The following is a 26,437-nucleotide window of genomic DNA, read 5'->3' as shown; positions in this document are numbered from 1 at the left end:
AAAAAACAGCGGGCTATTCCTCGCGCCCGCCATCGAAGACGACGAGATGGCGGATGCGACGCACCCGGCCGAGCGCCGAGATCGTCTCGGGTGCCCCAAGTTCATCGGGAACAAGCGAGGGAACATCGATCGCCGGGCGATTGTTCAGAAGCTCCTTCTCCGGATCTATGACGCGGATCGAATCGATCAACGCATCGGTGATCGGATCGGCACCCAGCCAGAAGGGTTTCTCCACGGCGCTGATGACGCCCAGGCAGCGCGGATTTTCGACGCCGCCGTCCAGCGGCAGGGCAAGCAGTTCGAACTTGTTGGAGCGCCCGTTGCGGCTGAAGCCCTCATAGCTGATGAGCACGACCGATTTCTGCTCGAACACGCCATGGATCAGGCGCGAGACGAGCCGCTGGTCCTTCTCGCGCCACAGCGATGGAAAGGAAAACCCCTTGAGCTCGCGGCCGTAGCAGGAGCAAAGCCTTGTGCCGGCCAGCCGGAATACGGCCTGTCCGCGCGTGTCACGTTCCAGGATAAAGGTGTCGGCCAGCAGCGACTTGATGTCGGCCGGTTCGACCTCCGAACGCTTCGGGGCGGGGCGTCCATCACGCAGGCGGTTCCAATATTGGAACAGCGTGATCGATCCATTCTGGTTCATGCTATGCTGCTCCGCGCAATCTGTCGTCTGATGTCCCATCGGTGAACAGAAGGGCGCCCTCCGAGGACCTACATGCGTTGCGGAGCAGGAAGCGTGCCAGCGTCGTTAACACTTGTTCACGGGTCGGGGCCGTTAAGGTTAACAAGTGGTTTACGTTGCGTCTGAGCGAGCCCCGTGGCACACAAAAACCACTCCAGAAGCGGTCGTTTCGCGACGATCGGCAGCACTTCAGTCAGAGTTTTAGGGGAGCAGGGGGCTCGACCGGCCGTTCAAGGGAAACCTTGAACGGCTTCTTTTTTGATTCGCGCCAGATGATTCGCGGTTTGCTGTTCGGTCCGCGTTAATCTAGATGCTCGAACCTGGAATCCCGCAGTGAGTGCAATTTCAAATGAGTGAACCGGTAATTCCCTCGGAAGCCGACCCGGTCGAGGGCGCGCCCGAGCCGCGGCGCGAGCCGGTGTTCAACCTGCCGCCCGTCGTGCTGGCGGTGATCGGCATCTGCGTCGTCGTCTATCTGTTGCAGCAATATGTGTTGAGCGAATCCCAGCAGATGACATTGCTGTATGACGGGGCCTTCATCCCCGTTCTCTACACCGGGCAATACGGCTTCGACTGGTTCCTGTTTTCGCGGCCCTTCACCTACGCGTTCATGCATGGCGGCTTTGCCCATATCGCCATCAACATGGTGTGGCTCGCCGCGTTTGGTTCACCATTGGCAAACCGTCTGGGAACGCTGTGGTTCGCGCTGTTCTTTGCCGCAACCGGGCTGGCTTCGGTCGCGCTTTTCTGGGCACTGCATCCTTACGGTGAGGCGCCGCTGGTCGGGGCTTCCGGTGCGATATCAGGCATGATGGGGGCTGCGGCGCGTTTTGGCTTCCGCACCGATCGTTCGGCCGGCAAGGCCGCCTTCGCCGGCCCGGTGCTGCCGATCGCATTCGTGTTGCGCTTGCGCGGTGTCGTGATTTTCCTTGCCATGTGGATGGTCATCAATCTCGCCACCGGCCTGCTCGGTTTTGCCCCGGGGATAGACGGCCAGATCGCCTGGGAGGCCCATATTGGCGGCTTTGTCGCCGGCTTCTTCGGCCTGCGCTGGTTCGACAGGAGATGGCAGGCGCCCGAATGGGAGACGGCCGACCACCACACTTGAAATGCAACCGATCACGGCGCACGATGTTCACTCTTACGTGAAGGCCGGTCAGGGCAGGAACCGGCAGGCAAAGCAGAGGAGGACGCCATGACGGTTAAGGCAATTCTCGAGAGAAAAGGCCATGACGTGTTGACGCTCGGGCCGAACGAAAAGCTTAGCGAAGCCATCCGTATCCTGGCAGAGCACAAGATCGGGGCGCTGGTCATCACCAATGGCGATCGCAAGATCGTCGGCATCCTGTCAGAGCGCGACATCGTCCGGGTTGTCGCCCGCGAAGGTGGAGCCGCGCTCGATATCCCCGTGCGTTCGGCGATGACGCCGAAAGTGAAGATCTGCAACGAAAACCACACCGTCAACGAGGTGATGGAGATCATGACGCGAGGCCGCTTCCGCCATCTGCCGGTGGAAAAGGACGGCATGCTCGATGGCATCGTGTCCATTGGCGACGTGGTCAAGCGCCGCATCGAGGATGTCGAGCGCGAGGCCGACGAGATCAGAGCCTACATCGCCACCGCCTGAGCGGTGAGGCGAACCGCCGGCCGGAGAACCGACCGGCGGAGCCGTGGTTACCTGTTGTCGAGTTCGGAGCGGACGAGTGCGAGCCCGCGCCGGGTGATGCGGTAGGGTCCACCGTCAGACGAAGAAACAGCCTTCTTCCGCTTCAGTTTTCGAAACAGCTCGAGATCGACGCCCGGATAATGCCAGCCGTCGCGGGTCAGGCATTTGACGGAGGCGATCCGTTTCTTCTCGTTCTTTTCGATTTCAATGCGTCCGCCCTGCGCGAGCAGGTGCAGGATGCGCTGTTTCCACAGCGCCGCGCGTCCTCTTGGACGCGCAAGGACGCTGTGGCACTTATGATTTGGCGCATGATCCTTTCCGAAAATCGATACCGATTTTCGGGGTCATGCGCTGCGCGAAATATCCATGTGAGAGTTTTCCGGAAAAACAAAAAATGCCGCCGCCGCGAAGCTTCGCGGCACGGGGTTTCAGGTTTTTTGCCCTGCCTCGCCAGGAGGTCAGGGCCTTACCGGGACTGAGCGTAAGTGGACATCCACTCTCCATTGGAATGGACCTCCTATAGGCGAACGCAGCTGAAAAGGCCAGTCCGCGGCTTTGCGCTTGTGTTTTTTGGGCGCTTGTCTCTTTTGGCGGTTTGCACTAGCGAAGTTGCAAATCAGAATGTGCGTTAATGCAACTTCCCATCATTCCAGTTCGCAGGCTGCCATGTCCCTCATCGATACCCGCACCCCAGACGCGAAACGCCTGATCCCGGGCGCCACCGGCGACTGGGAGATCATCATCGGCCTTGAGGTCCATGCGCAGGTCACATCGGAAGCAAAGCTGTTTTCGGGCGCCTCGACCGCTTTCGGCGCGGCGCCCAACGCCAATGTCAGCCTGGTCGATGCGGCGATGCCCGGCATGCTGCCGGTCATCAACGAGGAATGCGTCAAGCAGGCAATCCGCACCGGCCTTGGGCTGAAAGCGCAGATCAACCACAAGTCGGTCTTCGATCGGAAGAACTACTTCTATCCAGACCTGCCGCAGGGCTACCAGATCTCGCAGTTCAAGCAGCCGATCGTCGGCGAGGGCACGGTGATCGTTTCCGTTGGCCCCGATCGTCAGGGCGAATTCGAGGACATCGAGGTCGGCATCGAGCGGCTGCATCTGGAGCAGGATGCCGGAAAGTCGATGCACGACCAGCATGTGACCATGTCCTATGTCGATCTCAACCGCTCCGGCGTGGCGCTGATGGAGATCGTCTCCAAGCCCGACATGCGCTCGGCCGACGAAGCCAAGGCTTATGTCACCAAGCTGCGTACCATCGTGCGCTATCTCGGCACCTGCGACGGCAACATGGACGAAGGTTCGATGCGCGCCGACGTCAACGTTTCGGTGCGCAAGCCGGGCGGCGAGTTCGGCACGCGCTGCGAGATCAAGAACGTCAACTCGATCCGCTTCATCGGCCAGGCCATCGACTTCGAGGCGCGCCGGCAGATCGCCATTCTCGAGGATGGCGGCAAGATCGACCAGGAGACGCGGCTGTTCGACGCCGTCAAGGGCGAGACGCGTTCGATGCGCTCCAAGGAAGAGGCGCATGATTACCGCTACTTCCCCGATCCGGACCTCTTGCCGCTGGAATTCGACCAGGCCTATGTCGATGCGCTGGCCAAGGAATTGCCGGAACTGCCAGACGACAAGAAGGCGCGGCTGATCGCGTCGCTCGGCCTGTCGGCCTATGACGCCTCGATCCTGGTTTCGGAAAAGCCGATCGCCGACTATTTCGAGAAGGTGGCCGCCGGCCGCGACGGCAAGCTAGCCGCCAACTGGGTCATCAACGATCTGCTCGGGCAATTGAACAAGGCCGGAAAAGACATTGAAAACGCTCCGGTTTCCCCCGAGCAGCTTGGCGCGGTCATCGATCTGATCAAGGACGGCACCATTTCCGGCAAGATCGCCAAGGACCTGTTCGAGATCGTCTGGAATGAGGGCGGCGATCCGCGCCAGCTGGTCGAGAGCCGTGGCATGAAGCAGGTCACCGACACCGGCGCCATCGAGAAGGCCGTAGACGAGGTGATCGCAGCCAACCCCGACAAGGTCGAACAGGCGCGCGCCAAGCCGAGCATGGCCGGTTGGTTCGTTGGCCAGGTGATGAAGGTGACCGGCGGCAAGGCCAATCCACAAGCGGTCAACGACCTCGTCAAGACCAAGCTGGGCATCGAGTAGCGCGGTGTTTGTCCGCACCGCAGGTGAACGTGATCTGACGGCCATCCGGGCGCTGCTGGTCGAAACCTGGCACACGACCTATGACGCGGTCTATGGCCCTGATCGGATCGACCGGGTCATCGAGGATTGGTGTTCGCCGGCGAAATTGAGAGCTAGCCTTGAGCGGCCGAATGCCGAATTCCTGGTCGCCGACGACGGCAAGCGCATCGGCGGCGTCGCCTATGCCGAAAGCGTCGAAGGCGGCACCGTGGTCGACCTGCAACAGCTCCATGTCGCACCCGACCTGCAAGGCCGGGGCATCGGCGGGATGTTGCTCGATGAGGTGATCGAGAATTTTCCGGAAGCCCGCTCTCTACGCAGCGAGGTCGTGGAGCAGAACAGGCGTGCGGTCGCCTTCTATCTGGCCAACGGCTTTGCCGAGATTGGCCGGGCCGACAATTATGGGCCGGCGCAGTCCGGTATTGCTGCGTTGATTCTTGAGCGGATGCTGACCGCCTGAGCGCTCGATGATCGCGCGATTGCATCACGTTGTTGCGAGTGGACCCTCGAGCGCACGGCTTTCATTTGACGGCGCAAATATCGAGCGCAAAGCTGTGGCCGCTGACCCCAGCCATGATCGGTGTTTGACCGGTGGCATGCGAGGCAGCTTGGGGAATCGTCATGCCAAGCTTGCCGGAACTGATGCCGACACAGGTGTCGGACGAGACCTTTGGCGGCGTCACCTATCATATAGCGGGCGAGCTGGTGCCGGTGCTTTCGGTCGATGTCACGCGCATGCCGGTCTATTTCGAGCACCACATCCTTTTGTGGAAGAATTCCACCATCACCATCGGCCTGAAATCGCTGAAGGGCGCGCTGAAGCGCATGATGGCCGGCATGCAGATCTTCGTCACCGAGGCGTCGGGGGCGGGCATCGTTGCCTTCAGCCGCGATGGGCCGGGCCACATCGTGCCGATCCATCTCAGGCACGGCGAAGAGATCCAGGTGCGCGAGCACCAGTTTCTCGCCGCCACCGGCAATGTCGACTACACCTTCGAACGGGTGCGCGGCCTGGCGACGATGCTGTTCGGCCAGAGCGGCTTTTTCATCGACCGCTTTCGCGGTGATTCCGGCGATGGCATCGTCTGGCTGCACGGCTATGGCAACGTCTTCGAAAAGACGCTCGCCGCCGGCGAAACCATCGACATCGAACCAGGCGGCTGGCTGTTCAAGGATGCCTCGGTCAGGATGGAGACCAAGATCGATCGCCTGTCGAGCGGCTTCTTCGGCGCCAACATGAATTTCATCGTCAACCGATTCACCGGACCGGGCCGTGTCGGCATCCAGTCGATGTATCTGCATATGCCGACGGAGGAATAGTTCGGCGAAGGCCACTGGCGGGCAGCAATGGCGGCCGCGACTCGGCCATGCGTCATCGCGGCGTTTGCCGTGCCGGCTCACCACGGATATGCAAGGGCCATGACCAAATTGTTCCGCACTGCGGCGCTGGCGCTGCTCGCCATCATCATTTTCGCGACCTTGTCGCCGATCCAGATGCGGCCGCATCTCGCTGAAGCAAATGTCGAGCGTGCCTTGGCTTATGTCCTGCTAGGCTTCGCCCTCGCGGTCGGCTTCCCCAACCGACTGTATCAAGTCGTGATCTTTGTGGCTGTGATCGCCGGCATGCTGGAACTGCTTCAGCTCATTGATCCCGGTCGCCATGCACGCCTCATCGATGCATGGGTGAAAGCCTTTGCCGGGGTGGTTGGGATCGTCGCGGGACACCTGATCGTCAGGGCCGGCCGGCAAAAGAGCGAGAGCTAGGCGCGGCAGCAATCCGCCGCGGAGGATCGAGCCTTCGCTAGGCAGCGGGAACCCCCACATTGTCGATTAGCCTGGTTTTGCCGAGCCATGCCGCTGCGAGAAGACGCCCTTCGCGGTTTCGACGCCATGGCGCAAGCGTCAGGCTTTCGCGTGCCTCGACATAGTCGACCTTCTGGAAACCGGCGGCGATGAGGTCGCGGCTGGCCTCTTCGGTTGCGTCGGTTTGGTGGGCGCCTGCCGCCAGGGCCGCAGCCGTTTTGCGCAATATCACGTTGAGTTGGCGGGCGACCTTCAGTTCGGCCTCATCGAGATAGGCGTTGCGTGACGACATGGCGAGACCATGCGCGTCGCGTATCGTCGGGGCGCCGACGATGTCGACGGGCAGGTCGAGATCGCCGCAGAGCTGCCTCACAACGCAAAGCTGCTGGTAGTCCTTCTCGCCGAAGACCGCAAAGTCGGGCGTTGCCTGCAGGAGGAGCTTTGCCACGACGGTGGCGACGCCTTCGAAAAAGGTCGGCCGAAAGTCCGATTCGAGCCCGGCGGAGGGGCCGCCGACCGAGATTTTCGTGGCGAAGCCGGCGGGATACATCTCGCCAACCGTCGGTGTGAAAGCAAGGTCGGCCTTTGCCGCGCCGAGCCGGTCGAGATCGCGGGCGAGTTGGCGCGGGTACTTGTCGAGGTCTTCGCTCGGCGCGAACTGTGTCGGGTTGACGAAGATCGACACGACGCAGCGCTCGGCTTTTTCGAGTGCGATCCTGACCAGCGAGATGTGCCCGTCGTGCAAAGCGCCCATAGTCGGCACCATGGCGACACGAAGGCCGTCACGGCGCCAGTCATGGATTTGCGTGCGAAGTGCGGCAACGCTGTCGACGACGACGGGTTGGCTCATGCGTCATCCCTGCTGTTTGTCGCCGAAAAGACATGGCCGGGGCCCGGGAATGTCCGGTTTCGCACTTCTGCTGCATAGCTCTTTGCGGCATGCGAGATCGCGTTGCGCAGGTCGGCGTATTCCTTGACGAATTTCGGCACGCGATCGACGGTCAGCCCGACCATGTCGTCGGTGACCAGGATCTGGCCGTCGCAGTCGCCGCTGGCGCCGATGCCGATGGTTGGGATGGCGAGGCGGCGGCTGATATCGGCGGCGACCCTCTCGACCGTGCCTTCGATGACCACCGAGAAAGCCCCGGCGTTCTCGACGGCGAGCGCATCGCGAAGCAAAGCCGCAACAGCCTCCTCGGTGCGGCCTTTGATCTTGTAGCCGCCGTCCTTCTCGACCGATTGCGGCTGCAGGCCGATATGCCCCATGACCGGAATGCCGGCGGCGACGATGGCCGCGATCTGGCTAACCATGTCGACGCCGCCTTCGAGCTTTACCGCCTGGCAGCCGGTTTCGTCGACGACCCGCCGCGCCGAGGCGACGGCAAGTGCTGCCGTGACCTCATAGCTGCCAGCCGGCAGGTCGACGACGACGCAGGCACTGGCCGAGCCGCGCATCACGGCTTGCCCATGTGCGATCATCATCTCCAGCGAGGCACCCAGTGTCGTCTTGTGGCCATGGAGGACCATGGCGACACTGTCACCGACCAGAAGCAGATCGACATGGTGATCAAGCAGACGGGCGATGGGATAGGTATAGGCGGTCAGGCAAACGATCGGCGCGCCGCCCTTGCGGTGGCGAATCGCCTCGGCGCTGATGCGCATGTCGGTGGTCGGCAATTCCGTGGCCAATCGTCACCTCCTTTGGCCTCAAGCCGGGCTGGATACAAGCATGGGCGCGCAGAGCTTTAGAAACACCGCAAAGGCTTGGCAAGCGTGCATGCAGCCACCGGCAGGATCACAGGCTTGTGTCGGGTTTCAGGAAAGCCATTTGCGCACACGCCGTGGCAAAAGCCTTGCCTTCGGCAAGGCCTGACGCCATAAGCAGGAAACGGGCGCTGCCGGCGCGAGGGTTTTGAGATGAAGACTTTCCTTACGCAGTTTTTCACCTGGTGGAACAGCCAGACGATAGGAACCCGCCTGCACACGTGGCGGTATGGCAAGAAGGTCGGCCAGGACGAGACCGGCAATTTTTACTACGAAGGCGGCATCGATTCGGAAGGCCGCACGCGCCGCTGGGTCATCTACCGCAATTATTCGGAAGCTTCGGCGATACCGCCCGGCTGGCACGGCTGGATGCACCACCGTGTCGACGTCGCGCCGTCCAGCGAGGACTACAAGCCACGCGACTGGCAGAAGCCGCATCAGCCCAATCTGACCGGCAGCCCGGCGGCCTATCGTCCGAAGGGCTCGGTGCTCACCAATCAGCATCGCCCGCAGGTCACCGGCGACTACGATGCCTGGACACCCGGGTCGTAGCGACAGGGTGCAAGCCGGTCCTTTATCGCCACAATTGGTGTTTAGCTGCTTGCTGATCAGAAAACGGCGACTAGCCTTGGCGATCGACAGAATCACCCGGGCGCGAACCACCGGTATCTTTGCATGAGCTTTTCTTACTCAATATCGGCCAGTCTGGCGCTAGCCGCCGGTCTTGCCGTCAGCACCGTGGCCTTCGCCGCTTCGCCTGAGCCCGCGGCACCCGCGCCGGCGCCGCCCGCGGGAGCGGACCGGGTTACCAATGCCGTTGCCGAGTTTGCCGGTATCGACAAGATCACCGGCCGGATCATCACCTTCGATGTCTATATCGACGAGACGGTGCAGTTCGGCGCTTTGCAGGTGACGCCGCGCGTCTGCTATTCGCGGCCGCAGGCGGAGGCGCCGAAGACCGATTCCTTCGTCGAGGTCGACGAGATCACGCTCGACCGCAAGATCCGCCGCATCTTCACCGGCTGGATGTTTGCCGAAAGCCCCGGCCTCAACGCCGTCGAGCATGCCGTCTACGACGTCTGGCTGAAGGCCTGCAAGCAGAAGTCGGATGTGCCGGCGCCCGACGGAGCCAAGGCTGACGCAACCAAAGCGGAGGCTCCCAAGCCCGCCGCAGCCAAACCGGAAGCCGCGACCACTCCGGACGTCACAACGCCTGATGTGACGGAGCCGGACGCTTCGGAACCCGATACTACCGACACCAACTGATCCCCCGGAACCGTCCTGGCCACAATGCGTTGGGCCACGGACGAGCGCACATTCATGCGTAAGGAGGATCTTCCGATGTCAGACAGCAAACGGATCACGGCTAGCAAGGCCGAATTGCTGGAACTCGAAAAGGGATTCTGGACGGGCGACTCCGCCTACTACGCGGCCAACGCCGACACCGAATGCCTGGTGGCATTTCCGCAGATGGCACAGGCGATGGACAATGCGGATCTGGCCAAGACCGCGGCCAAGCCCAACCGCTGGCGCAACCTGCGAATGGATCTCAAGGGCATTATCGAGCCGGGCAGCGACATCATCATGCTGACTTACGAGGCGCGTGCGACACGGGAAAATGGCGAGGCTTATGCCGCGCTGGTCAGCACCGGCTACGTCCATCGCGCCAACGGCTGGAAGATGATGTTCCATTCGCAGACGCCATTGGAAGCCGCTACCGGGAAGTAGGCTCAATCCTCAGGGATAGAATATTGCCTCGCCCTTCAACGCATCGGCGAGCATCTTCTCATACTTGCCGCGCGGCACGTCGACCGCGCCGAACCGCTTGAGGTGCTCGGTGGTGAACTGCGTATCAAGCAGAGCAAAGCCCCGCGCCTTCAAACGCTCGACGAGGTAGAAGAGGCAGGTCTTGGAAGCGTCCGTCTCTCTGGCGAACATGCTCTCGCCAAAGAACACCCGGCCGAGCGACACGCCATAGAGGCCGCCGACCAGCCGGTCCTCACGCCACGCTTCGACCGAATGACAATGGCCTATCCGATGCAACTCGATATAGGCTTCGCGGATCGGCGCATTGATCCAGGTCGAGCGCCGCTCCGCGCGCTTTTCGGCGCAGCCGTCGATGGTCGCCTCGAAATCGAAATCGAAACGGATGTCGAAGGGATGTTTCTTGATCGTTTTCCAGAGACTTTTCGGCGTGTGAAAGCCGTCAAGCGGGATGATGCCACGTGTCTCCGGCCGCACCCAGAACACCTCCGGGTCGCCGGCACTTTCTGCCATTGGGAAGACGCCCGAGGCGTAGGCCTTGAGCAGCAGGTCGGTGGGGATGCGATAGCCGGGCGCGTAGGGGCGGGTCATCGCGTCTCCGCGCTATTCTTCCTTGGCCAGGTATTTTTCCAGCCAGTGGATGTCATAATCGCCATTGGCGATGTCGGCATTGCCGACGAGATCGCGAAACAGCGGCAGCGTCGTCTTGATACCGTCGACGACGAACTCGTCCAGGGCGCGGCGCAGGCGCATCATGCACTCGACGCGGTTACGCCCATGTACAATCAGCTTGCCGATCAGGCTGTCGTAATAGGGCGGGATCTTGTAGCCGGAATAGACGCCGGAATCGACGCGGATGCCCAGACCACCCGGTGTGTGGAAATGGGTGATCGTACCGGGCGAGGGGGTGAAGGTGCGTGGGTCCTCGGCGTTGATGCGGCATTCGATGGCGTGGCCGTTGAACTTGATGTCCTCCTGCTTCACCGAGAGGCCGCCGCCGGAAGCGACGCGGATCTGCTCATGCACGAGATCGATGCCGGTGATCGCTTCCGTCACCGGATGCTCGACCTGCAGGCGCGTGTTCATCTCGATGAAATAGAACTCGCCATTTTCGTAGAGGAACTCGATCGTGCCGGCGCCGGAATAGCCGAGGTCGGCGATCGCCTTGGCGCAGATGCCGCCGATACGGGCGCGCTCTTCGGCATTGAGGGCCGGCGAGGGCGCCTCTTCCCAGACTTTCTGGTGGCGGCGCTGCAAGGAACAGTCGCGCTCGCCGAAATGCACGCCGCGGCCAAAGCCGTCGCCGAACACCTGCACCTCGATATGGCGCGGCTTTTCCAGGTATTTCTCGATGTAGACCGCATCGTCGCCGAAGGCCGCACCGGCTTCCGTGCTCGCCGTTTGCAAGGCGACCTCAAGGTCGGCCTCGGTAAGCGCTACCTTCATACCGCGCCCGCCACCACCGGCCGATGCCTTGATGATCACGGGATAGCCGATCTCGGCGGCAATGCGCCTGGCTTCCTTTTGGTCGGTGACGGCACCGTCCGAACCGGGCACAACCGGAATGCCGAGGCGCTTGGCGGTTCGCTTGGCCTCGATCTTGTCGCCCATGATGCGGATATGGTCGCCGGACGGACCGATGAAGGTGATGTTGTGCGCGGCCAGTATGTCGGCGAACTTGGCGTTCTCCGACAGGAAGCCGTAGCCCGGATGCACGGCGTCGGCGCCGGTGATTTCGCAGGCCGCAACGATCTGATGAATGTTGAGATAGCTGTCGCGCGATGGCGGCGGACCGATGCAGACGCTCTCGTCCGCGAGCCGCACATGCATGGCGTCGGCATCGGCGGTCGAATGCACCACCACCGTCTGGATGCCGAGTTCCTTGCAGGCGCGCAGTACCCGGAGGGCGATTTCGCCGCGATTGGCGATGAGGATCTTCTGAAACATCAGGCCCGCTCTACTCGATCACGACGAGCGGCATGCCATATTCGACCGGCTGCGAATCCTCGAAAAGGATCGCGGTCACCGTGCCGGCGCGTGGCGAGGGGATCTGGTTCATCGTTTTCATTGCTTCGATGATCAGCAGCGTCTGGCCTTCCTTGACCTTCTGGCCGACTTCGATGAATGCCTTGGCGTCCGGCGACGGAGCCAAATAGGCCGTGCCGACCATCGGTGAGGTGACCGCATTCTTGGAAAGGTCCGCCACCACAGGCACGGCAACGGCGGCAGCCTGCGCTGCTGCCGGCGCATAGGCCGGTTGCGGCGCCGCGATTGCATGGACGGCCGGCGCCTGCCGCGAGACGCGCACCTTCAGGTCGCCCAGTTCAACCTCGATCTCGGTGAGGTTGGTGTCGTTCAGTATGCCCGCCAGATCGCGGATCAGTTGCTGGTCAACACCGGTCTTCTTTATCGACATTTTCGAGCCTTCTGTTTGTTGGCCGGTCATAGGCGTGCGGCCAGCGCCTGTAGCGCCAGCGTATAGCCGAGCGGCCCAAAGCCACAGATCATGCCGACGGCGACCGGCGCGACCATGGAGACGTGGCGGAATGGTTCCCGCGCATGGATGTTGGAAAGATGAACTTCGGCCACCGGCAATGGTGCGACGGCGCGGATGGCGTCGTGGATGGCAATCGAGGTGTGGCTGTAGGCGCCCGGGTTGATGACGATGCCGACAGCCTTGTCGCCGGCTTCCTGAATCCAGTCGACAAGGTCGCCCTCATGGTTCGACTGGCGGAAATCGATCTCGAACCCCAGCGCCGTGCCTGCCTGCTTGCAGTCGTCGGCGATCGCGGCAAGCGTCTTGCCGCCATAGATGCCCGGCTCGCGCTTGCCGAGCGCGTTGAGATTGGGACCGTTCAGGACGAAAACCGTTTTCAAAAAAGCCGACCTTTCCCGGCGCCGTCATCAAGCCGGCGCGCTGGGCCCTCTATAATGGGCATAGCCGCCCGCGGAAAGAGCGCAAGTGCGTTCTTTCACTGTCCACAACAGGCGGAAATGTGCCAGTGAGAGATAGCTGGCGAGCAAGATCAGAGCGCGGCTTTCGCCGCCTCGATCTTTTCAGCCAGCACTTCCTGCCCGAGCGCCCCGAACACCACCTCGTTGCCGACGACATAGGACGGCGTTCCGGTGATCGCCAGCTTGTTGGCAAGATCGTAGGTCTTGGCGAGGGCCTCGTTGATTGTCGGGTCCTTCATCTTCTCGCGCAGCGCCGCTTCGTCGGCGCCGAGCGACAGCGCGACCTTCATGGCCGCCGCCTCGGTGGCGCGTCCCTGACCGCCGAGCAACGCATTGTGGAACTCGCCGTACTTTTCCGGGTGCATCAGGTGGAAGGCCATCGAGACCACGCTCGCCTTCTGCGAATCCGGTCCGAGGATGGGGAATTCCTTGAGCACGAAACGCAGGTCCGGATCGGTCTTGGTCAGCGCCTTCATGTCGTCGATGGCACGTTTGCAGAAGCCGCAATTATAGTCGTAGAACTCGACGATGGTGACCTTGCCGGTCGGATTGCCGACGACGCCGTCGAAGGCGGAGTTGAAAATCTGGTCCTTGGCATCTTTGATCACGCCGAGATGAGCGATGCGCTGCTCTTCCTTCTGCTTGGCCTCAAGCGCATCCTGGACTTCCAGGAGGACTTCCGGGTTTTTCAACAAATAGTCGCGGATGATGCCTTCGACCTCGGTGCGGTCGATCTTGGTATCGGCCGCCGCCGTCTCGACCGGCTGTGCGGTCCCGGCCTTGGCGATCTGCGGGTTTCCGGCAACGAATCCGAAAGCCAGCATGGCCAGAGCGACCGCAACCCCCGTGGTGCCCAGCAGCAGTGCCTTTTTCATCGTTCCTGTTCCTTCTGCCTGTTTTCCGGTCTGGCTATGTCGTGGCGCGGGGCCGGAAGGTTCACTTGATCTTGGTTGACGGCTTGTAGTTTATGATATCCTGGGCGCGAAGCCAGCGCGGCTCGCCGCGTTTCATCTGCTGCTGCGCCCGCATGGCGAAAATCTTCGCATCCTTGTAGTTGCCGGAATAGAAATGGCTTTCGGCGGTGGCAAGTTCAGCGCCAGGTATGTCGCCCAACTCGCCATAGGCCTGCGCCAGATAGCGATATCCGGCTGAATTTTCCTTGTCGCGACCGAGGCCATTGTTGATCTGCACGACGGCTTTTTTGAGGGAGTCGGGCGTGCCGACGGCCATCAGCGCCTGGCCCACGGACACCGGCAGCAGACCGGACCGAGCCGAATCGAGGCTGACCGCCTTGGCATAGGCGTCCGCGGCTTCCTTGGGTTTGTTGGCTTTCATCAGGATGTCGCCGCGCAGTTCCTGGAAGTAGGCATTCTTCGGTTGCGCCTTGATCAGTGCATTGGTCTTGGCGAGGGCGGCGGCGATGTTGCCGAACAGGTAGGTCGACTGGGCGTCGCCGTACTGGGCGGCGAGGGTTCCTTGCATCTTTCGCATCAGCCGGGACGCGGCCGCCTGGCCTTCCATGTAAACGGCGATCTTCACCCGCATCATGTCATGGCGCTGCTGCAGCGCGGGCGGGTCCGGCCTGTCGACATTGGGGTCCTGTTTCACCAGCACTTCGAGATTGGCGATGCGGTCCTGCGGCATCGGATGGCTGATCCGATACGGATCGACCTGGGCGCCCGAAAGCGAAAGTGCGGTCTGGAAGCGGCGGAATGTCTTCAGCATGCCCATGCCGGACTGGCCGGTGGCGTTGAGATAGGTGATCGCCGAGCGGTCGGCCGTCATCTCCTCGGTGCGCTGATAGGCGAGGATGCTGCGCTGTGCCATTTCGCCGCCGCCGGCAGCCACGCCCATGCCGGCGCCGGCGAGACCGCGGCTGCTGGTTGTGGCACCGGCGACAATGGCGCCGGCGCCAAGCAATGTCGCGATGACGGCCATCGTCTTGGCTCGTTCGAGCTGGTCGCGCAGCTTCTGCTGGTGGCCGCCGGCAATATGACCGGCTTCGTGCGCGATGACGCCGATGATCTCGTTGGGCGTTTCAGCCGTCATCAGCGCGCCGGTGTTGATGAACAGCCGACGCCCGGTGACGAAGGCGTTGAAACTCTGGTCGTTGACCAGGACGATGTCGATGCCGTCATTCGCCAGGCCGGCCGCCCTGAAGATCGGCCGCGCGTAATCGCGCACCAGCGCCTCGATCTCGGCGTCGCGCACCACCGGCACGTTCTGGGCGAAGGCGCTGACCGAGCTCGACATTGCAACGGCAACGCCAAGCGAAAGCGTCGCGAAGACGCGCGCTGCCTGGGCAATCGTCGATCTGGGTCGGCTCAACATGATGTGTCCACTGGTAGACGAGCGGGCGAAAGATGAAAAGTCGGCGCCGGAAACTTCCTCAACTTGTGATCCTCACATCAATCGGGCATTTGTGCGGCACATGCGCCAGTGCCTGGCGCCGTCAGTCATCGGGAATACTGGTTAAATGGTCGTTTCGCTCTCACGCCGTGGCAATGTCGAGCCCTTCCATGCGATGGACATTCTGGCAGAGGCAAACCGGCTGAAGTCCCAGGGCGTGCCGGTTGTTTCGATGGCCGTCGGCCAACCCTCCGATCCCGCACCGGTTCTGGTTCGCGCCGCAGCAGCCAAGGCGCTGCAGGATGGGCGCATCGGCTACACCGACGCGCTCGGACTGGCAGGTTTGCGCAAGGCGATAGCCGGACACTACGCCGATCACTACGGGCTTGAGATCGAGCCCGGCCGGATCGCGGTGACCACCGGCTCGTCGGCCGCCTTCAATCTTGCCTTCCTGGCGATGTTCGATCGGGGTGACCGCGTCGCCATCGCGGCACCCGGTTACCCTGCCTACCGCAACATCATGGCCGCACTCGGCATCGAGGTGGTCGAGATCGAGCTCGGCGACGCCGCCTACCTGCATGCCGGCCATTTGGAAGCCGCGCATCGTGAAAAGCCGCTGAAAGGCGTTCTCTTCGCCAGTCCCGCCAATCCAACCGGCGCGGTCATACCAGCCGATGAACTGGCGGCTCTGGTAAGGACGGCACAGGACCTCGGCATCGCCGTCATCTCCGACGAAATCTATCACCGGCTGGCCTATGCCGCCCCCGACACCACGGCACTTGCCTATGGCGGCGATGTGACGGTGATCAATTCCTTCTCCAAATATTACTGCATGACCGGCTGGCGAATCGGCTGGATGGTGCTGCCGCAGGAACTGGTGCGGCCGGTCGAGCGCGTCGCCCAGAGCCTCTACATCTCGCCGCCGGAGCTATCGCAGATTGCCGCGATCGAAGCGTTCAGGGCGACCGAGGAACTGGAGGCGGTAAAAGGCCGCTACGCCTGGAATCGCGAGCTCTTGATGAAACGCCTGCCGGAGCTCGGCTTTCCGCTGGCGGCGCCCATGGACGGCGCCTTTTATGCGTTCTGTGACGTCACCAGGCATACCAATGACAGCATGGCCTTTGCGCGAAAGATGCTGGCCGAGGCGCATGTTGCAGCAACGCCCGGCCGCGACTTCGACACTCAGGCTGGGCACCGGACCATGCGTTTCTCCTATGCCGGTAGCCACGACGACATGGTCGAGGCAATGGTGCGCATCGAACGCTGGTTGAGGTAGCACGATGCCGGAACTTGAACAGGCCCCCAAACTTGATCGGGCATTGGCCGAAGTCGCCGCCGAAATGGCCGAGCGCACCGATCGCGGCGACGTCGCTTCCTACATTCCGCAGCTGGGCAAGGTCGATCCGAAGAAGTTCGGCATCGCGGCGGTCACCAATGACGGCCGCGTGCTGATGGCCGGCGATGCCGACCAGGCATTTTCCATCCAGAGCATCTCGAAAGTGTTCACGCTGACACTGGCGCTCGGCAATGTCGGTGACGCGCTTTGGCAGCGGGTAGGCCGCGAACCGTCAGGCAATCCATTCAACTCGATTGTGCAGCTCGAGCATGAGAACGGCATTCCGCGCAACCCGTTCATCAATGCCGGCGCCATTGTCATTTCCGACATCCTGCTTGCCGGCCACCAGCCGCGCGAGGCGATCGGCGAAATCCTGCGCTTCATCCAGTTCCTCGCCGACGACGAAACGATCATCATCGATCGTGAGGTCGCGGCGTCCGAACGGGCCACCGGCTATCGCAACTTCGCGCTTGCCAACTACATGAAATCCTTCGGCAATCTCCACCACGCGCCGGAGCTGGCGCTGGGCGTCTACTTCCACCATTGCGCCATCGCCATGAGTTGCCGGCAACTGGCGCTCGCCGGCCGCTTCCTCGCCAATGGCGGCAAGAACCCGGCGACCGGGCATTCCGTGGTGTCGGCTGAACGGGCACGCCGCATCGGCGCGATGATGCTGACCTGCGGTCACTATGATGGCTCCGGCGATTTCGCCTTCCGCGTCGGCATCCCCGGCAAGAGCGGCGTCGGCGGCGGCATATTGGGCATCGTGCCGGGCGTGGCGTCGCTTGCCGTCTGGTCGCCCGGCCTCAATGCCAACGGCAACTCCAGGCTGGGGTCGATCGCGCTGGAAAAGCTGGCCAGGATGATGAACTGGTCGATCTTCGCGCCGTGATGCATGTCGCCCAAAAGTGCGCAGCGGTTTTGGGACAACGACATGCATAAAAATCAAAGAAGCGTTTTAGCCTTTCGCGATCCGGAATAGCGCCAGATAAGAAAATCCCGCACCGTCTTCGAGACGGCGCGGGATTTTTGTCAACAAACTAGCTCAGGTGGCTGAAAGGCTTAGAAAAAGCCCTTCCGCTGCCACCATCCGCCGCGTTTCGGCTTGTCGTCGGTCTTGTCCTCGGCCTTGGCCGCGGGTTCTTCCGCTACGGTCGAAGACACCACCGGCTCGACCGGCGCATTCACCGCCGCCGGCTTGCGCCGCGACGGGCGGGCCTTCGGTGCCTTCTCGACAGCCGCTGCTTCGTCGGACGCCGTGGCCGGCGTCTCGACCGGTGCTTCCGCCTCGGCAGCCGGCTCTTCGGCGACGATTTCGGCTGCGGCCTTCTTCGGCTTGGCGGCACGGCGTGGCTTCTTCGGCTTCTCCGTGCTCGGCGCGTCGTCATTGGCCGGAGCAAGCACCACCGGCTCTTCGGCCGCTGCGGTAACCACCGGCTCGCTAGCGATCACCTCGGTTGCCGAGACTTCGCCTTCGGACGCGTCGGCTGCTTCGCCAGCACTTGCCTCAGCCTCGCCTTCACCGTCTTCGCGGCGGTTGCGCTTGCCGCCGCGCTTGCCGCGCCGGCGCTTCTTGCCCTGGCCTTCGTCCGAAGCTTCAGCTGTGGCAGGAGTTTCGGAAACACCAACAGGGGCATTGTCGTCCGCTTCCGCGTCGCCATCTCCGGCGGCCGAGTCCGAGTCCGAAAACTCGCCGGCCGGAGCCGAGACGGAAGCACCGTCCGCAGGGGCGCCATGTTCGCGATCGCGATCCTTGCCGCCACGCCGACGCCGACGCTTGCGGCGCTTGCGGTCGCGGCCTTCGCCTTCCTCACCACCGGCAGCGGGCCGCGGCTGCTGTTGCTGCGGCTGCTGGCGTGGCTGTTCTGCCTGGATCGGCGCCTCGTCGTCTTCCTCGATGACGGCAATCTCATCCTCGGGCTCGTCCGGCTCGACATAGGCCGGGAAGCTGCGCGCCTCGACAAAGCCTTCCGGCTTTTCAGCCAACGCGCCGCGGAAGATCGCATAGTGCTGCGAACCCACCGAATCGTCGGCCTCGACGGTGATCGTCAGCCCGAAGCGGCTTTCGAGTTCCACCAGCGTGCCGCGCTTGTGGTTGAGCACGTAGAGTGCTGTCGCCGCTGGCGTCCGCACCGTGATGTGGCTGCGCGAATCCTTGAGCAGGAATTCCTCGATCGCCCGCACCACCATCAGCGCGACCGACGAATCGGAGCGCACATGGCCGGTGCCGCCGCAATGCGGGCAAGGCTTCATGGTCGATTCCAGCACGCTGGCGCGGATGCGCTGGCGTGACATCTCCATCAGGCCGAAATGCGAGATACGGCCGACCTGGATGCGCGCACGATCGTTCTTGAGGTGATCCTTCAGCCGCTTCTCGACGGAGCGGTTGTTGCGGTTCTCCTCCATGTCGATGAAGTCGATGACGATCAGGCCGGCAAGATCGCGCAGCCTTAGCTGACGCGCGACTTCCTCGGCCGCTTCCAGATTGGTGTGGAGCGCGGTGTCCTCGATCGAGTGCTCCTTGGTGGAACGGCCCGAATTCACGTCGATGGCAACCAGCGCTTCGGTCTGGTTGATGATGATGTAGCCGCCGCTCTTCAGCGTCACTTGCGGCTGCAGCATGCGGTCGAGCTGTGCCTCGATGCCGTTGCGCACGAAGATCGGCGTCGTGTCGCGGAACGGCTGAACCACCTTGGCGTGGCTCGGCATCAGCATGCGCATGAAGTCCTTGGCCTCGCGGTAGCCTTCCTCGCCGGAGACAAGAATCTCGTCGATATCCTTGTTGTAGAGGTCGCGCACCGAGCGCTTGATCAGGCTGCCTTCCTCGTAGACCAGGGCAGGGGCCGTGGACTGCAAGGTGAGATTGCGGACATTTTCCCAAAGCCGCATCAGATATTCGTAGTCGCGCTTGATCTCTGCCTTGGTGCGGCTCTCGCCGGCGGTGCGCAGGATGACGCCCATGCCCTGCGGCACTTCGAGATCGGCGACGACCTCCTTGAGCCGCTTGCGGTCGACCGCGCTGGTGATCTTGCGCGAAATGCCGCCGCCACGCGCCGTGTTCGGCATCAGCACCGAATAGCGGCCGGCCAGCGACAGATAGGTGGTCAGCGCCGCGCCCTTGTTGCCGCGCTCTTCCTTGACGACCTGCACCAGGAGGATCTGCCGGCGCTTGATCACTTCCTGGATCTTGTACTGGCGGCGCACCGGCTTGCGGCGGTTGCGCACTTCTTCCAGCGCATCCTCGGCGCCGACCGATTCGACCTCGTGATCGTCCGGATGCGAGGACTGCACTTCTTCCAGCATGCCGCGATCATTGTCGCCGGAGGTCGCTTCGCTGCCTTGTTCGGCCAGCGGGACGGCTTCGGAAATCACATCGGCCTCGACCGAGGCGGCGATCGACGTCGGGCCGCCTTCGCGGATTTCGCCTTCGTCCTGCTCGGCCGAATCCTCGCCATGCTCGGACGCATCGGCATGTTCGGACGAATCAGCCGCATGTTCGATGATCTCGGACGTGTGCGAGATGTCCTCGACACCAGCGTCGGCACCTTCTTCTGCCTCGTCGGCAGCGTCGCTCGCCTCGCCGGAATCGGCTGCATCGCGCTTGTGCTCGCCCCGGTCGCGGGGCTTGCCGCCGCGCCTGCGGCCGCGCCGTCCGCGATCGCGGCTCTGGCGATCATCGCCGTCGCCGTCCTCGTTCTCCTCGTCCTCAGCCTCCTGCGCTTCCGCGCGCAGCAGTGCCTGACGATCGGCGACCGGAATCTGGTAGTAATCGGGGTGGATTTCACTGAAGGCGAGAAAACCGTGACGGTTGCCGCCATATTCGACAAAGGCTGCCTGAAGGGAGGGCTCTACGCGCGTTACGCGGGCTAGGTAGATGTTTCCTTTGAGCTGCTTCTTGTCCTGGGATTCAAAGTCGAATTCTTCAATACGGTTACCGCGTATGACGACAACGCGTGTTTCCTCCGGGTGGGAGGCGTCTATCAGCATTTTGTTGGGCATTATTTCGTTTCCCCCCGGCAGCCGTCAGCCGCAGCTTGCGAGGCAAAGCCTGCTGCTGCGTTTCTGGAATGTGGGTGCCGGATATTTGAACGTCCGTCGGCCGCCGCTTGAGCGCCATGGCGGTGCCGCCCGCAGCCATAATGGCGCGGTTTGATGCGGACCTTTCCATGATTGCGCTTGAAGCCATCGTCACCAACAGAACCTTTTGAACCAAAGCCCGGACGAACCGGACCAGCTTGTTTGCTCGTACAGAGCCGGCACGGGAACAAACCCGGCCGTTTTCCTCACGCAGGCGATTCCCCCGCCACGGGAGCACGCCTGCGAAATTCGTCGCGATCACCTGAACCCTTTTCGCCTGAAGCGAAAGGAGCCGCCTTTACGTCTGACCCTGTAGCAAGAAGCTGCGGAGGAGGGCGGTTCCAGGATTGCAGTGATCCACCATCGCTTTTATGATTTGGCGGGGTGGAAGGCAACCCCGATTTCCGATGCCGGCAAAAAGCCGTTCCGTAGCGTAAAGCCAGGCTTGCGGCCCTGCATGAAAAGGCTTGGTTAACCTTCTCTGGATACCAATCGTTAATCGAGTTCGCGGCCTAACCGGCATTTCGACGAAACGACCGGGCGCCGGGCGCCAAACCGGGAGCGACTGCAAGAGAGATGGGATTGGCGGACTTCACAGACAAGGGATGTCGTGTCGGCGGCCGGATCCTGGCCGCTTTCTGCCTCTTGCTGCTGCTGGCGGCCTCATCCGTCTTGTCTGCAAATGCCAGTGCCGCCGACGCTCCGCTCGTGGCAAAAGGCTACAAGATGGCCGGCGATGCCACCAAGATGCGCATCGTCATGGATTTCGACCGCGAACCCGATATCAAATGGTTCCTGCTGCGTGGTCCCAACCGTCTTGTCATCGATCTCGCGAATACGAGGTTCGCCGTGGATGCCAAGGATTTGAAGGCGCGGGGCCTGGTCAAGGGCGTGCGCCTGGGCGAACTCGGCGAGGGCGTTTCGCGTCTGATCCTCACCGGCAAGGGACCCTTTGCCGTCGACAAGCTCGACGTGCTCAAGAACGAGGACGGAACCGGCTACCGCATTGCCATCGATATGTCGGCGGCATCCGAACGCGAGTTCGATGCCGCACTTGCCAATCAGGCGCTGACCACCGGATCGACCGTTTCGACGGACAAGGGAGGGCGGATCGGCACCGGGCCGGTCTCCAATCCGGGCCATCGGTTCACCGTCGTCATCGACCCCGGCCATGGCGGCATCGACGGCGGTGCCGAGGGCCTGAACGGCACCATCGAAAAAAACGTCACGCTGGCCTTCGCCACGGAGCTGCGCGACAAACTCGCGGCCGTCGGCAATTACGATGTGTTCATGACGCGCGACACAGACGAATTCCTGCGTCTGGACGACCGCGTGCGCATTGCCCGTCAGCATGAGGCCGACCTGCTTATTTCGATCCATGCCGACACAATCAGCGTCAAGGGCATTCGCGGCGCCACCGTCTATACCGTCTCCGACAAGGCTTCGGACCCCGAGGCGCAGGCGCTTGCCGACCGTGAGAACCTCTCCGACCAGTTCGCCGGCATGGAAATCAAGAACGACAACAAGGAAGTCACCGACATCCTGATCGACCTGATCCGCCGCGAAACACACAATTTCTCGATGAGTTTCGCCCACACGCTGGTTGGCCAGTTGTCGACCAGCGTCGGCCTTATCAACAATCCGCAGCGCTCCGCGGGTTTCAAGGTGCTCAAGGCACCCGATGTGCCGTCGGTGCTGGTCGAACTCGGTTATCTCTCGAACGCCAAGGACGAGGCGCAGTTGCTCAACGCCGACTGGCGCGGCAAGGCGGCCCAGAGCATAACCAACGCCGTCGCGCTGTTCGCGTCGGCCAAGGCCGGATCGGGAACCGGAGGTTGACATGACCGGCGACGCCTGCAACCAGAGGCGGCGTTGCGCAACGACAACACCCAGTGCTTTTATTTCCGGCCAGCAGCCGTGAAATCAGGCATTGCCGTATTTTGTCCACATGGCGGCGACAAGGGTTTTCGATTACGGATTGGGACCGGCTCGAAAGCTTGCGTGAAAGGCGGCTTCGTTTAGGAAATTCCCGAACCAAGGACTGGAGCGGGTATGATTCGTCTCATTGGCTATTTTTTCGGCATCGGCACGACGCTGGCCCTTCTGGTCGCGGCGGGCGTTGCGATCTACATCGGCCATTTGTCGAAGGATCTGCCCGACTACGAGGTGCTGGCCAAATACGAGCCGCCGGTGACCACCCGCATCCATGCGTCCGACGGCGCGCTGATGGCCGAATATGCGCGCGAACGGCGCCTGTATCTGCCGATCCAGGCCATTCCGGACCGCGTCAAGGCGGCCTTCCTGTCGGCGGAAGACAAGAATTTCTACAATCACCCGGGCATCGATGTGACCGGCCTCGGCCGCGCCATCATCGTCAACCTGCAGAATTTCGGCTCGGGCCGGCGCCAGGTCGGCGCCTCGACGATCACCCAGCAGGTGGCGAAGAACTTCCTGTTGTCCTCGGACCAGACCTACGAGCGCAAGATCAAGGAGATGATCCTCGCCTTCCGCATCGAGCAGGCCTATCCCAAGGATCGCATTCTCGAGCTCTACCTCAACGAAATCTTCTTCGGCTTCGGCGCCTATGGCGTCGCCGGTGCGGCGCTGACCTATTTCGACAAGTCGGTCAACGAACTGTCCGTGGCCGAGGCCGCCTACCTGGCCTCCCTGCCCAAGGGGCCGAACAACTATCACCCTTTCAAGCATGCCGATCGCGCGATCGAGCGCCGCAACTGGGTCATCGATCAGATGGTCGAGAACGGCTATGTCACGCGTGAGGAAGGCAACAAGGCCAAGGCCGAGCCGCTGGGCGTGACGCCGCGGCGCAGCGGCACCTATCTGTTCGCCGGCGAGTACTTCACCGAAGAGGTGCGCCGCCAGATCATCGCCCGCTACGGCGAGAATGCGCTCTACGAAGGCGGCCTCTCCGTCCGCACCACGCTCGATCCGAAGATCCAGCTCATTGCCCGCAAATCGATGCAGAACGGGTTGATGAAATACGACACGCTGCGCGGCTATCGCGGGCCGGTGACATCGATCGATGTCTCGGGCGACTGGGGCGTGCCGCTTGGCGCCGTCAAGGGACTGGAGGATGTTCCCGAATGGTCGCTCGCCGTCGTGCTCGACAGTTCGGCGACCGGCCTGTCGATCGGCCTGCAGCCCGCACGGCAGGCGTCGGGCGAGATCGTCAAGGAGCGCGTCGAAGGCACTATCAGCAAGGAGGACATGGGTTTTGCCATGCGCCATGTGGTCGCCGGCAAGACCGTCAAGGCCAAGTCGCCGGCGGAGGTGCTGAAGCCGGGCGACGTCATCTTCGTGCAGAAAAACGATGGTGCCGAGGGCACCTACAGCCTGCGCCAGGTGCCCGAAGTGGAAGGCGGCCTGATCGCCATGGACCCGCACACCGGCCGCGTGCTGGCCATGGTCGGCGGCTTCTCCTATGCGCAGTCCGAATTCAACCGCGCCACGCAAGCCATGCGCCAGCCGGGCTCCTCGTTCAAGCCGATCGTCTATTCGGCAGCGCTCGACAATGGCTATACGCCGGCCTCGGTGATCATGGACGGGCCGATCACGATCCAGAGCGGCAACACGAGCTGGACGCCGAAGAACTATGACGGCACCGTCGCCGGTCCGGCGACCCTGCGCTCCGGCATCGAGAAGTCGCGCAACCTGATGACGGTGCGGCTTGCCAATGACATGGGGATGAAGCTGGTGGTCGAATATGCCGAGCGCTTCGGTGTCTACGACCATCTGGCACCCTATCTGCCAATGGCGCTGGGTTCCGGCGAAACCACCGTGATGCGCATGGTGTCGGCCTATTCGATCATGGCCAATGGCGGCAAGTCGATCAAACCGTCGCTCATCGACCGCATCCAGGACCGCTACGGCAAGACGGTGTTCAAGCAGGACGAACGTGGCTGCCAGGGTTGCAATGCGCAGGAATGGCAGAACCAGCCGGAGCCGGAGCTGGTCGACAATTCCGAGCAGGTGCTCGACCCGATGACCGCCTACCAGATCACCTCGATGATGGAAGGCGTCGTGCAGCGCGGCACCGGCGCCACCATCGGCGAACTCGGCCGTCACATCGCCGGCAAGACCGGAACCACCAACGATGAAAAGGACGCCTGGTTCATCGGTTACACGCCCAACCTCGTCGTCGGCCTCTACATGGGCTATGACACGCCGCGCGGCCTCGGCCATGGCGCCACCGGTGGCGGCCTCGCAGCCCCGATCTTCAAGGACTTCATGCGAGTGGCGCTGGACGGCACGCCCAATGTCGACTTCAAGGTCCCCGAAGGCATGAACCTGGTCGCCATCAATCGCAAGACCGGCATGCGTGCCGCATCGGGCGATCCCGGCACCATCATCGAAGCCTTCAAGCCGGGCACCGGTCCCGCCGACAGCTATTGGGTGATCGGCATGGGCGCGGACGGCTCCAATGCCACCGGTGGCGCGCTGTCGCCGCAAGCCAATCAGGCTATCCAGTCCGGCGGCGGCGGCCTCTACTGACGATTTTCAGGGGCGGATGGGCTGGCCTTGGGCCGGCCCATTTTGCTTTACAGCCGGCGGCGGCGTGCCTATGTATCGCGCCGACCGATTTCAGCAAACAGGACAGAACAGCCAGCCATGCGCGCGGAAACGCAGAATATTGTCGACGAGATCAGGCAGGCGATAACCCTGCTGAGGAGGCATCTTTGACTGGGATCAAGCCATAAAGCGGCTTGAATACCTCAATGTGCGCGCCGAGGACGCCAGCCTCTGGAACGAGCCGCTGGAAGCGCAAAAGCTGATGCGCGAACGCCAGAGCCTCGAAGAAGGCATCGCCTCGGTGAAAGGTCTGACGCAGGCGCTGGAAGACAATATCGGCCTGATCGAACTCGGCGAGGAAGAGCGCGATGAGGGCGTGATCGCCGAGGCGGAAGCCGCGATCCGCTCGATGCAAGGCGAAGCGAAGGCCCGCCAGGTCGAGACGCTGCTGTCGGGTGAAGCAGACTCCAACGACACCTATCTCGAAATCCATGCCGGTGCCGGCGGCACCGAAAGCCAGGACTGGGCCTCGATGCTGCTGCGCATGTACACGCGCTGGGCCGAGCGGCGCCGTTTCAAAGTCGAAGTGCTGGAAATGCATGACGGCGAAGAGGCCGGCATCAAGTCCGCCACGTTGATGATCAAAGGCCACAACGCCTATGGCTGGATGAAGACGGAATCGGGCGTTCATCGCCTGGTGCGTATTTCGCCCTATGACAGCAATGCGCGCCGGCATACGTCCTTCGCCAGCGTCTGGGTCTACCCGGTCATCGACGACACGATCGAGATCGACGTCTCCGAATCCGACGTCCGCATCGATACTTATCGCTCGTCCGGCTCGGGCGGCCAGCACGTCAACACCACCGATTCGGCGGTGCGCATCACGCATCTGGCCACTGGCATCGCGGTCGCCTGCCAGGCCGAACGTTCGCAGCACAAGAACAAGGCCAAGGCCTGGGAGATGCTGCGCTCGCGCCTTTACGAGGAAGAGCTGAAGAAGCGCGAGGCGGTTGCAAACGCCACCGAAGCATCGAAGAGCGATATCGGCTGGGGCCACCAGATCCGCTCCTATGTGCTGCAGCCCTATCAGTTGGTGAAGGATCTCCGCACCGGCGTCGAGAGCACCAGCCCGTCGAGCGTGCTCGATGGCGACCTCGACGATTTCATGGAAGCCTCGTTGTCGCAGCGCATCGAAGGCGGTGCCGGCGAAGCCGTGGCGGACCTGGACTAGGATATGCCCATATTCAGGTGAGGCTGGCCTGGCCTCATCTGAACATACCCCTGCGCACCACAGCAATGGAGGAGA

The 26,437-nt window shown here is 62.4% G+C and carries 25 protein-coding genes; 14 read left to right on the top strand and 11 right to left on the bottom strand.

Annotated elements, in window-relative coordinates; genetic code table 11:
- Positions 1–13 precede the first annotated feature (13 nt).
- On the bottom strand, positions 14–646 hold the full coding sequence (locus tag M729_RS0100245) for a PAS domain-containing protein (RefSeq protein WP_027160402.1): 633 nt from the start codon (positions 644–646) through the stop codon (positions 14–16).
- A 388-nt stretch (positions 647–1,034) separates the two neighbouring features.
- Between M729_RS0100245 and M729_RS0100240 the strand changes: the two genes are divergently transcribed.
- Together M729_RS0100240 and M729_RS0100235 are read left to right on the top strand one after the other, a co-directional pair.
- Positions 1,035–1,793 carry a rhomboid family intramembrane serine protease gene (locus tag M729_RS0100240; RefSeq protein WP_027160401.1) on the top strand — a complete coding sequence of 253 codons (759 nt, stop codon included), beginning with the start codon at positions 1,035–1,037 and terminating at the stop codon, positions 1,791–1,793.
- A gap of 87 nt (positions 1,794–1,880) precedes the next feature.
- Positions 1,881–2,312 carry a CBS domain-containing protein gene (locus M729_RS0100235; protein ID WP_013531344.1) on the top strand — a complete coding sequence of 144 codons (432 nt, stop codon included), beginning with the start codon at positions 1,881–1,883 and terminating at the stop codon, positions 2,310–2,312.
- Between the two features lie 47 nt (positions 2,313–2,359).
- Here M729_RS0100235 and M729_RS1000000136745 read toward each other — a convergent pair whose 3' ends face one another.
- Positions 2,360–2,605 (bottom strand): YjhX family toxin, encoded by a 246-nt coding sequence (locus M729_RS1000000136745; RefSeq protein WP_032899321.1) that lies wholly within the window; start codon positions 2,603–2,605, stop codon positions 2,360–2,362.
- A gap of 412 nt (positions 2,606–3,017) precedes the next feature.
- On the opposite strand from M729_RS1000000136745, the gene gatB reads away from it, so the two are divergent.
- The 4 genes from gatB (at position 3,018) to M729_RS0100215 (ending at position 6,320) form a co-directional block, all read left to right on the top strand.
- Positions 3,018–4,517, top strand: coding sequence for an Asp-tRNA(Asn)/Glu-tRNA(Gln) amidotransferase subunit GatB (gatB, locus tag M729_RS0100230; protein WP_027160400.1), 1,500 nt, complete (start codon positions 3,018–3,020; stop codon positions 4,515–4,517).
- A 4-nt stretch (positions 4,518–4,521) separates the two neighbouring features.
- Positions 4,522–5,016, top strand: coding sequence for a GNAT family N-acetyltransferase (locus tag M729_RS0100225; RefSeq protein ID WP_027160399.1), 495 nt, complete (start codon positions 4,522–4,524; stop codon positions 5,014–5,016).
- 161 nt (positions 5,017–5,177) lie between these two features.
- Positions 5,178–5,876: an AIM24 family protein gene (locus M729_RS0100220; RefSeq protein WP_027160398.1), complete on the top strand. Its 699-nt coding sequence runs from the start codon at positions 5,178–5,180 to the stop codon at positions 5,874–5,876.
- Positions 5,877–5,975: 99 nt separating this feature from the next.
- Positions 5,976–6,320 (top strand): hypothetical protein, encoded by a 345-nt coding sequence (locus M729_RS0100215; protein ID WP_032808015.1) that lies wholly within the window; start codon positions 5,976–5,978, stop codon positions 6,318–6,320.
- A 37-nt stretch (positions 6,321–6,357) separates the two neighbouring features.
- On the opposite strand, the gene panC is transcribed toward M729_RS0100215, so the two are convergent.
- Entirely contained in the window at positions 6,358–7,209 is an 852-nt protein-coding gene (gene panC / locus M729_RS0100210) for a pantoate--beta-alanine ligase (RefSeq protein WP_027160396.1), read from the bottom strand.
- A complete protein-coding gene (gene panB / locus M729_RS0100205) occupies positions 7,206–8,021 on the bottom strand; it encodes a 3-methyl-2-oxobutanoate hydroxymethyltransferase (protein ID WP_032808013.1) in 816 nt (271 codons plus the stop codon). Before panB ends, panC begins: the two co-directional genes overlap by 4 nt.
- 255 nt (positions 8,022–8,276) lie before the next feature.
- On the opposite strand from panB, the gene M729_RS0100200 reads away from it, so the two are divergent.
- From M729_RS0100200 to M729_RS0100190, 3 genes are all read left to right on the top strand, one after another.
- A complete protein-coding gene (locus M729_RS0100200) occupies positions 8,277–8,675 on the top strand; it encodes an NADH:ubiquinone oxidoreductase subunit NDUFA12 (RefSeq protein ID WP_013531353.1) in 399 nt (132 codons plus the stop codon).
- Positions 8,676–8,798: 123 nt separating this feature from the next.
- Positions 8,799–9,389, top strand: coding sequence for a DUF2155 domain-containing protein (locus M729_RS0100195; RefSeq protein WP_013531354.1), 591 nt, complete (start codon positions 8,799–8,801; stop codon positions 9,387–9,389).
- A 75-nt stretch (positions 9,390–9,464) separates the two neighbouring features.
- Positions 9,465–9,851 carry a hypothetical protein gene (locus M729_RS0100190; protein ID WP_013531355.1) on the top strand — a complete coding sequence of 129 codons (387 nt, stop codon included), beginning with the start codon at positions 9,465–9,467 and terminating at the stop codon, positions 9,849–9,851.
- Positions 9,852–9,860: 9 nt separating this feature from the next.
- Here M729_RS0100190 and aat read toward each other — a convergent pair whose 3' ends face one another.
- The 6 genes from aat to M729_RS0100160 form a co-directional block, all read right to left on the bottom strand.
- Positions 9,861–10,478, bottom strand: a complete 618-nt coding sequence (aat, locus tag M729_RS0100185) for a leucyl/phenylalanyl-tRNA--protein transferase (RefSeq protein WP_024503883.1) — start codon at positions 10,476–10,478, stop codon at positions 9,861–9,863.
- Between the two features lie 12 nt (positions 10,479–10,490).
- Entirely contained in the window at positions 10,491–11,834 is a 1,344-nt protein-coding gene (accC, locus tag M729_RS0100180; RefSeq protein WP_013531357.1) for an acetyl-CoA carboxylase biotin carboxylase subunit, read from the bottom strand.
- Between the two features lie 10 nt (positions 11,835–11,844).
- Positions 11,845–12,303 carry an acetyl-CoA carboxylase biotin carboxyl carrier protein gene (gene accB / locus M729_RS0100175; protein ID WP_013531358.1) on the bottom strand — a complete coding sequence of 153 codons (459 nt, stop codon included), beginning with the start codon at positions 12,301–12,303 and terminating at the stop codon, positions 11,845–11,847.
- Between the two features lie 26 nt (positions 12,304–12,329).
- Entirely contained in the window at positions 12,330–12,764 is a 435-nt protein-coding gene (gene aroQ / locus M729_RS0100170; RefSeq protein WP_013531359.1) for a type II 3-dehydroquinate dehydratase, read from the bottom strand.
- Between the two features lie 149 nt (positions 12,765–12,913).
- Positions 12,914–13,717 (bottom strand): DsbA family protein, encoded by an 804-nt coding sequence (locus M729_RS0100165; RefSeq protein ID WP_013531360.1) that lies wholly within the window; start codon positions 13,715–13,717, stop codon positions 12,914–12,916.
- 61 nt (positions 13,718–13,778) lie between these two features.
- Positions 13,779–15,173, bottom strand: coding sequence for a M48 family metalloprotease (locus tag M729_RS0100160; RefSeq protein WP_013531361.1), 1,395 nt, complete (start codon positions 15,171–15,173; stop codon positions 13,779–13,781).
- Positions 15,174–15,318: 145 nt separating this feature from the next.
- On the opposite strand from M729_RS0100160, the gene M729_RS0100155 reads away from it, so the two are divergent.
- Both M729_RS0100155 and M729_RS0100150 read left to right on the top strand, forming a co-directional pair.
- Positions 15,319–16,467: an aminotransferase class I/II-fold pyridoxal phosphate-dependent enzyme gene (locus tag M729_RS0100155; RefSeq protein WP_027160394.1), complete on the top strand. Its 1,149-nt coding sequence runs from the start codon at positions 15,319–15,321 to the stop codon at positions 16,465–16,467.
- A 4-nt stretch (positions 16,468–16,471) separates the two neighbouring features.
- Positions 16,472–17,419: a glutaminase gene (locus M729_RS0100150; protein ID WP_027160393.1), complete on the top strand. Its 948-nt coding sequence runs from the start codon at positions 16,472–16,474 to the stop codon at positions 17,417–17,419.
- Positions 17,420–17,589: 170 nt separating this feature from the next.
- Here the strand turns inward: M729_RS0100150 and M729_RS0100145 are convergent, their stop codons facing one another.
- Positions 17,590–20,526 carry a ribonuclease E/G gene (locus M729_RS0100145; protein ID WP_024503887.1) on the bottom strand — a complete coding sequence of 979 codons (2,937 nt, stop codon included), beginning with the start codon at positions 20,524–20,526 and terminating at the stop codon, positions 17,590–17,592.
- Between the two features lie 654 nt (positions 20,527–21,180).
- Between M729_RS0100145 and M729_RS0100135 the strand changes: the two genes are divergently transcribed.
- The 3 genes from M729_RS0100135 (at position 21,181) to prfB (ending at position 26,362) form a co-directional block, all read left to right on the top strand.
- Positions 21,181–22,443 carry an N-acetylmuramoyl-L-alanine amidase gene (locus tag M729_RS0100135; RefSeq protein ID WP_027160392.1) on the top strand — a complete coding sequence of 421 codons (1,263 nt, stop codon included), beginning with the start codon at positions 21,181–21,183 and terminating at the stop codon, positions 22,441–22,443.
- Between the two features lie 213 nt (positions 22,444–22,656).
- A complete protein-coding gene (locus M729_RS0100130) occupies positions 22,657–25,113 on the top strand; it encodes a penicillin-binding protein 1A (protein WP_013531366.1) in 2,457 nt (818 codons plus the stop codon).
- 117 nt (positions 25,114–25,230) lie between these two features.
- A protein-coding gene (gene prfB, locus M729_RS0100125; protein ID WP_013531367.1) for a peptide chain release factor 2 occupies positions 25,231–26,362 on the top strand; the annotation gives its coding sequence in 2 pieces (ribosomal slippage) (positions 25,231–25,296 and positions 25,298–26,362; 1,131 coding nt in all).
- Positions 26,363–26,437: the final 75 nt, after the last annotated feature.

It is taken from the genome of Mesorhizobium sp. WSM1293 (assembly GCF_000513875.1).
Lineage (GTDB): Bacteria > Pseudomonadota > Alphaproteobacteria > Rhizobiales > Rhizobiaceae > Mesorhizobium > Mesorhizobium ciceri.
The sequence above is the reverse complement of the archived record's forward strand: the minus strand, read 5'-3'. Positions and strand labels throughout refer to the sequence as shown.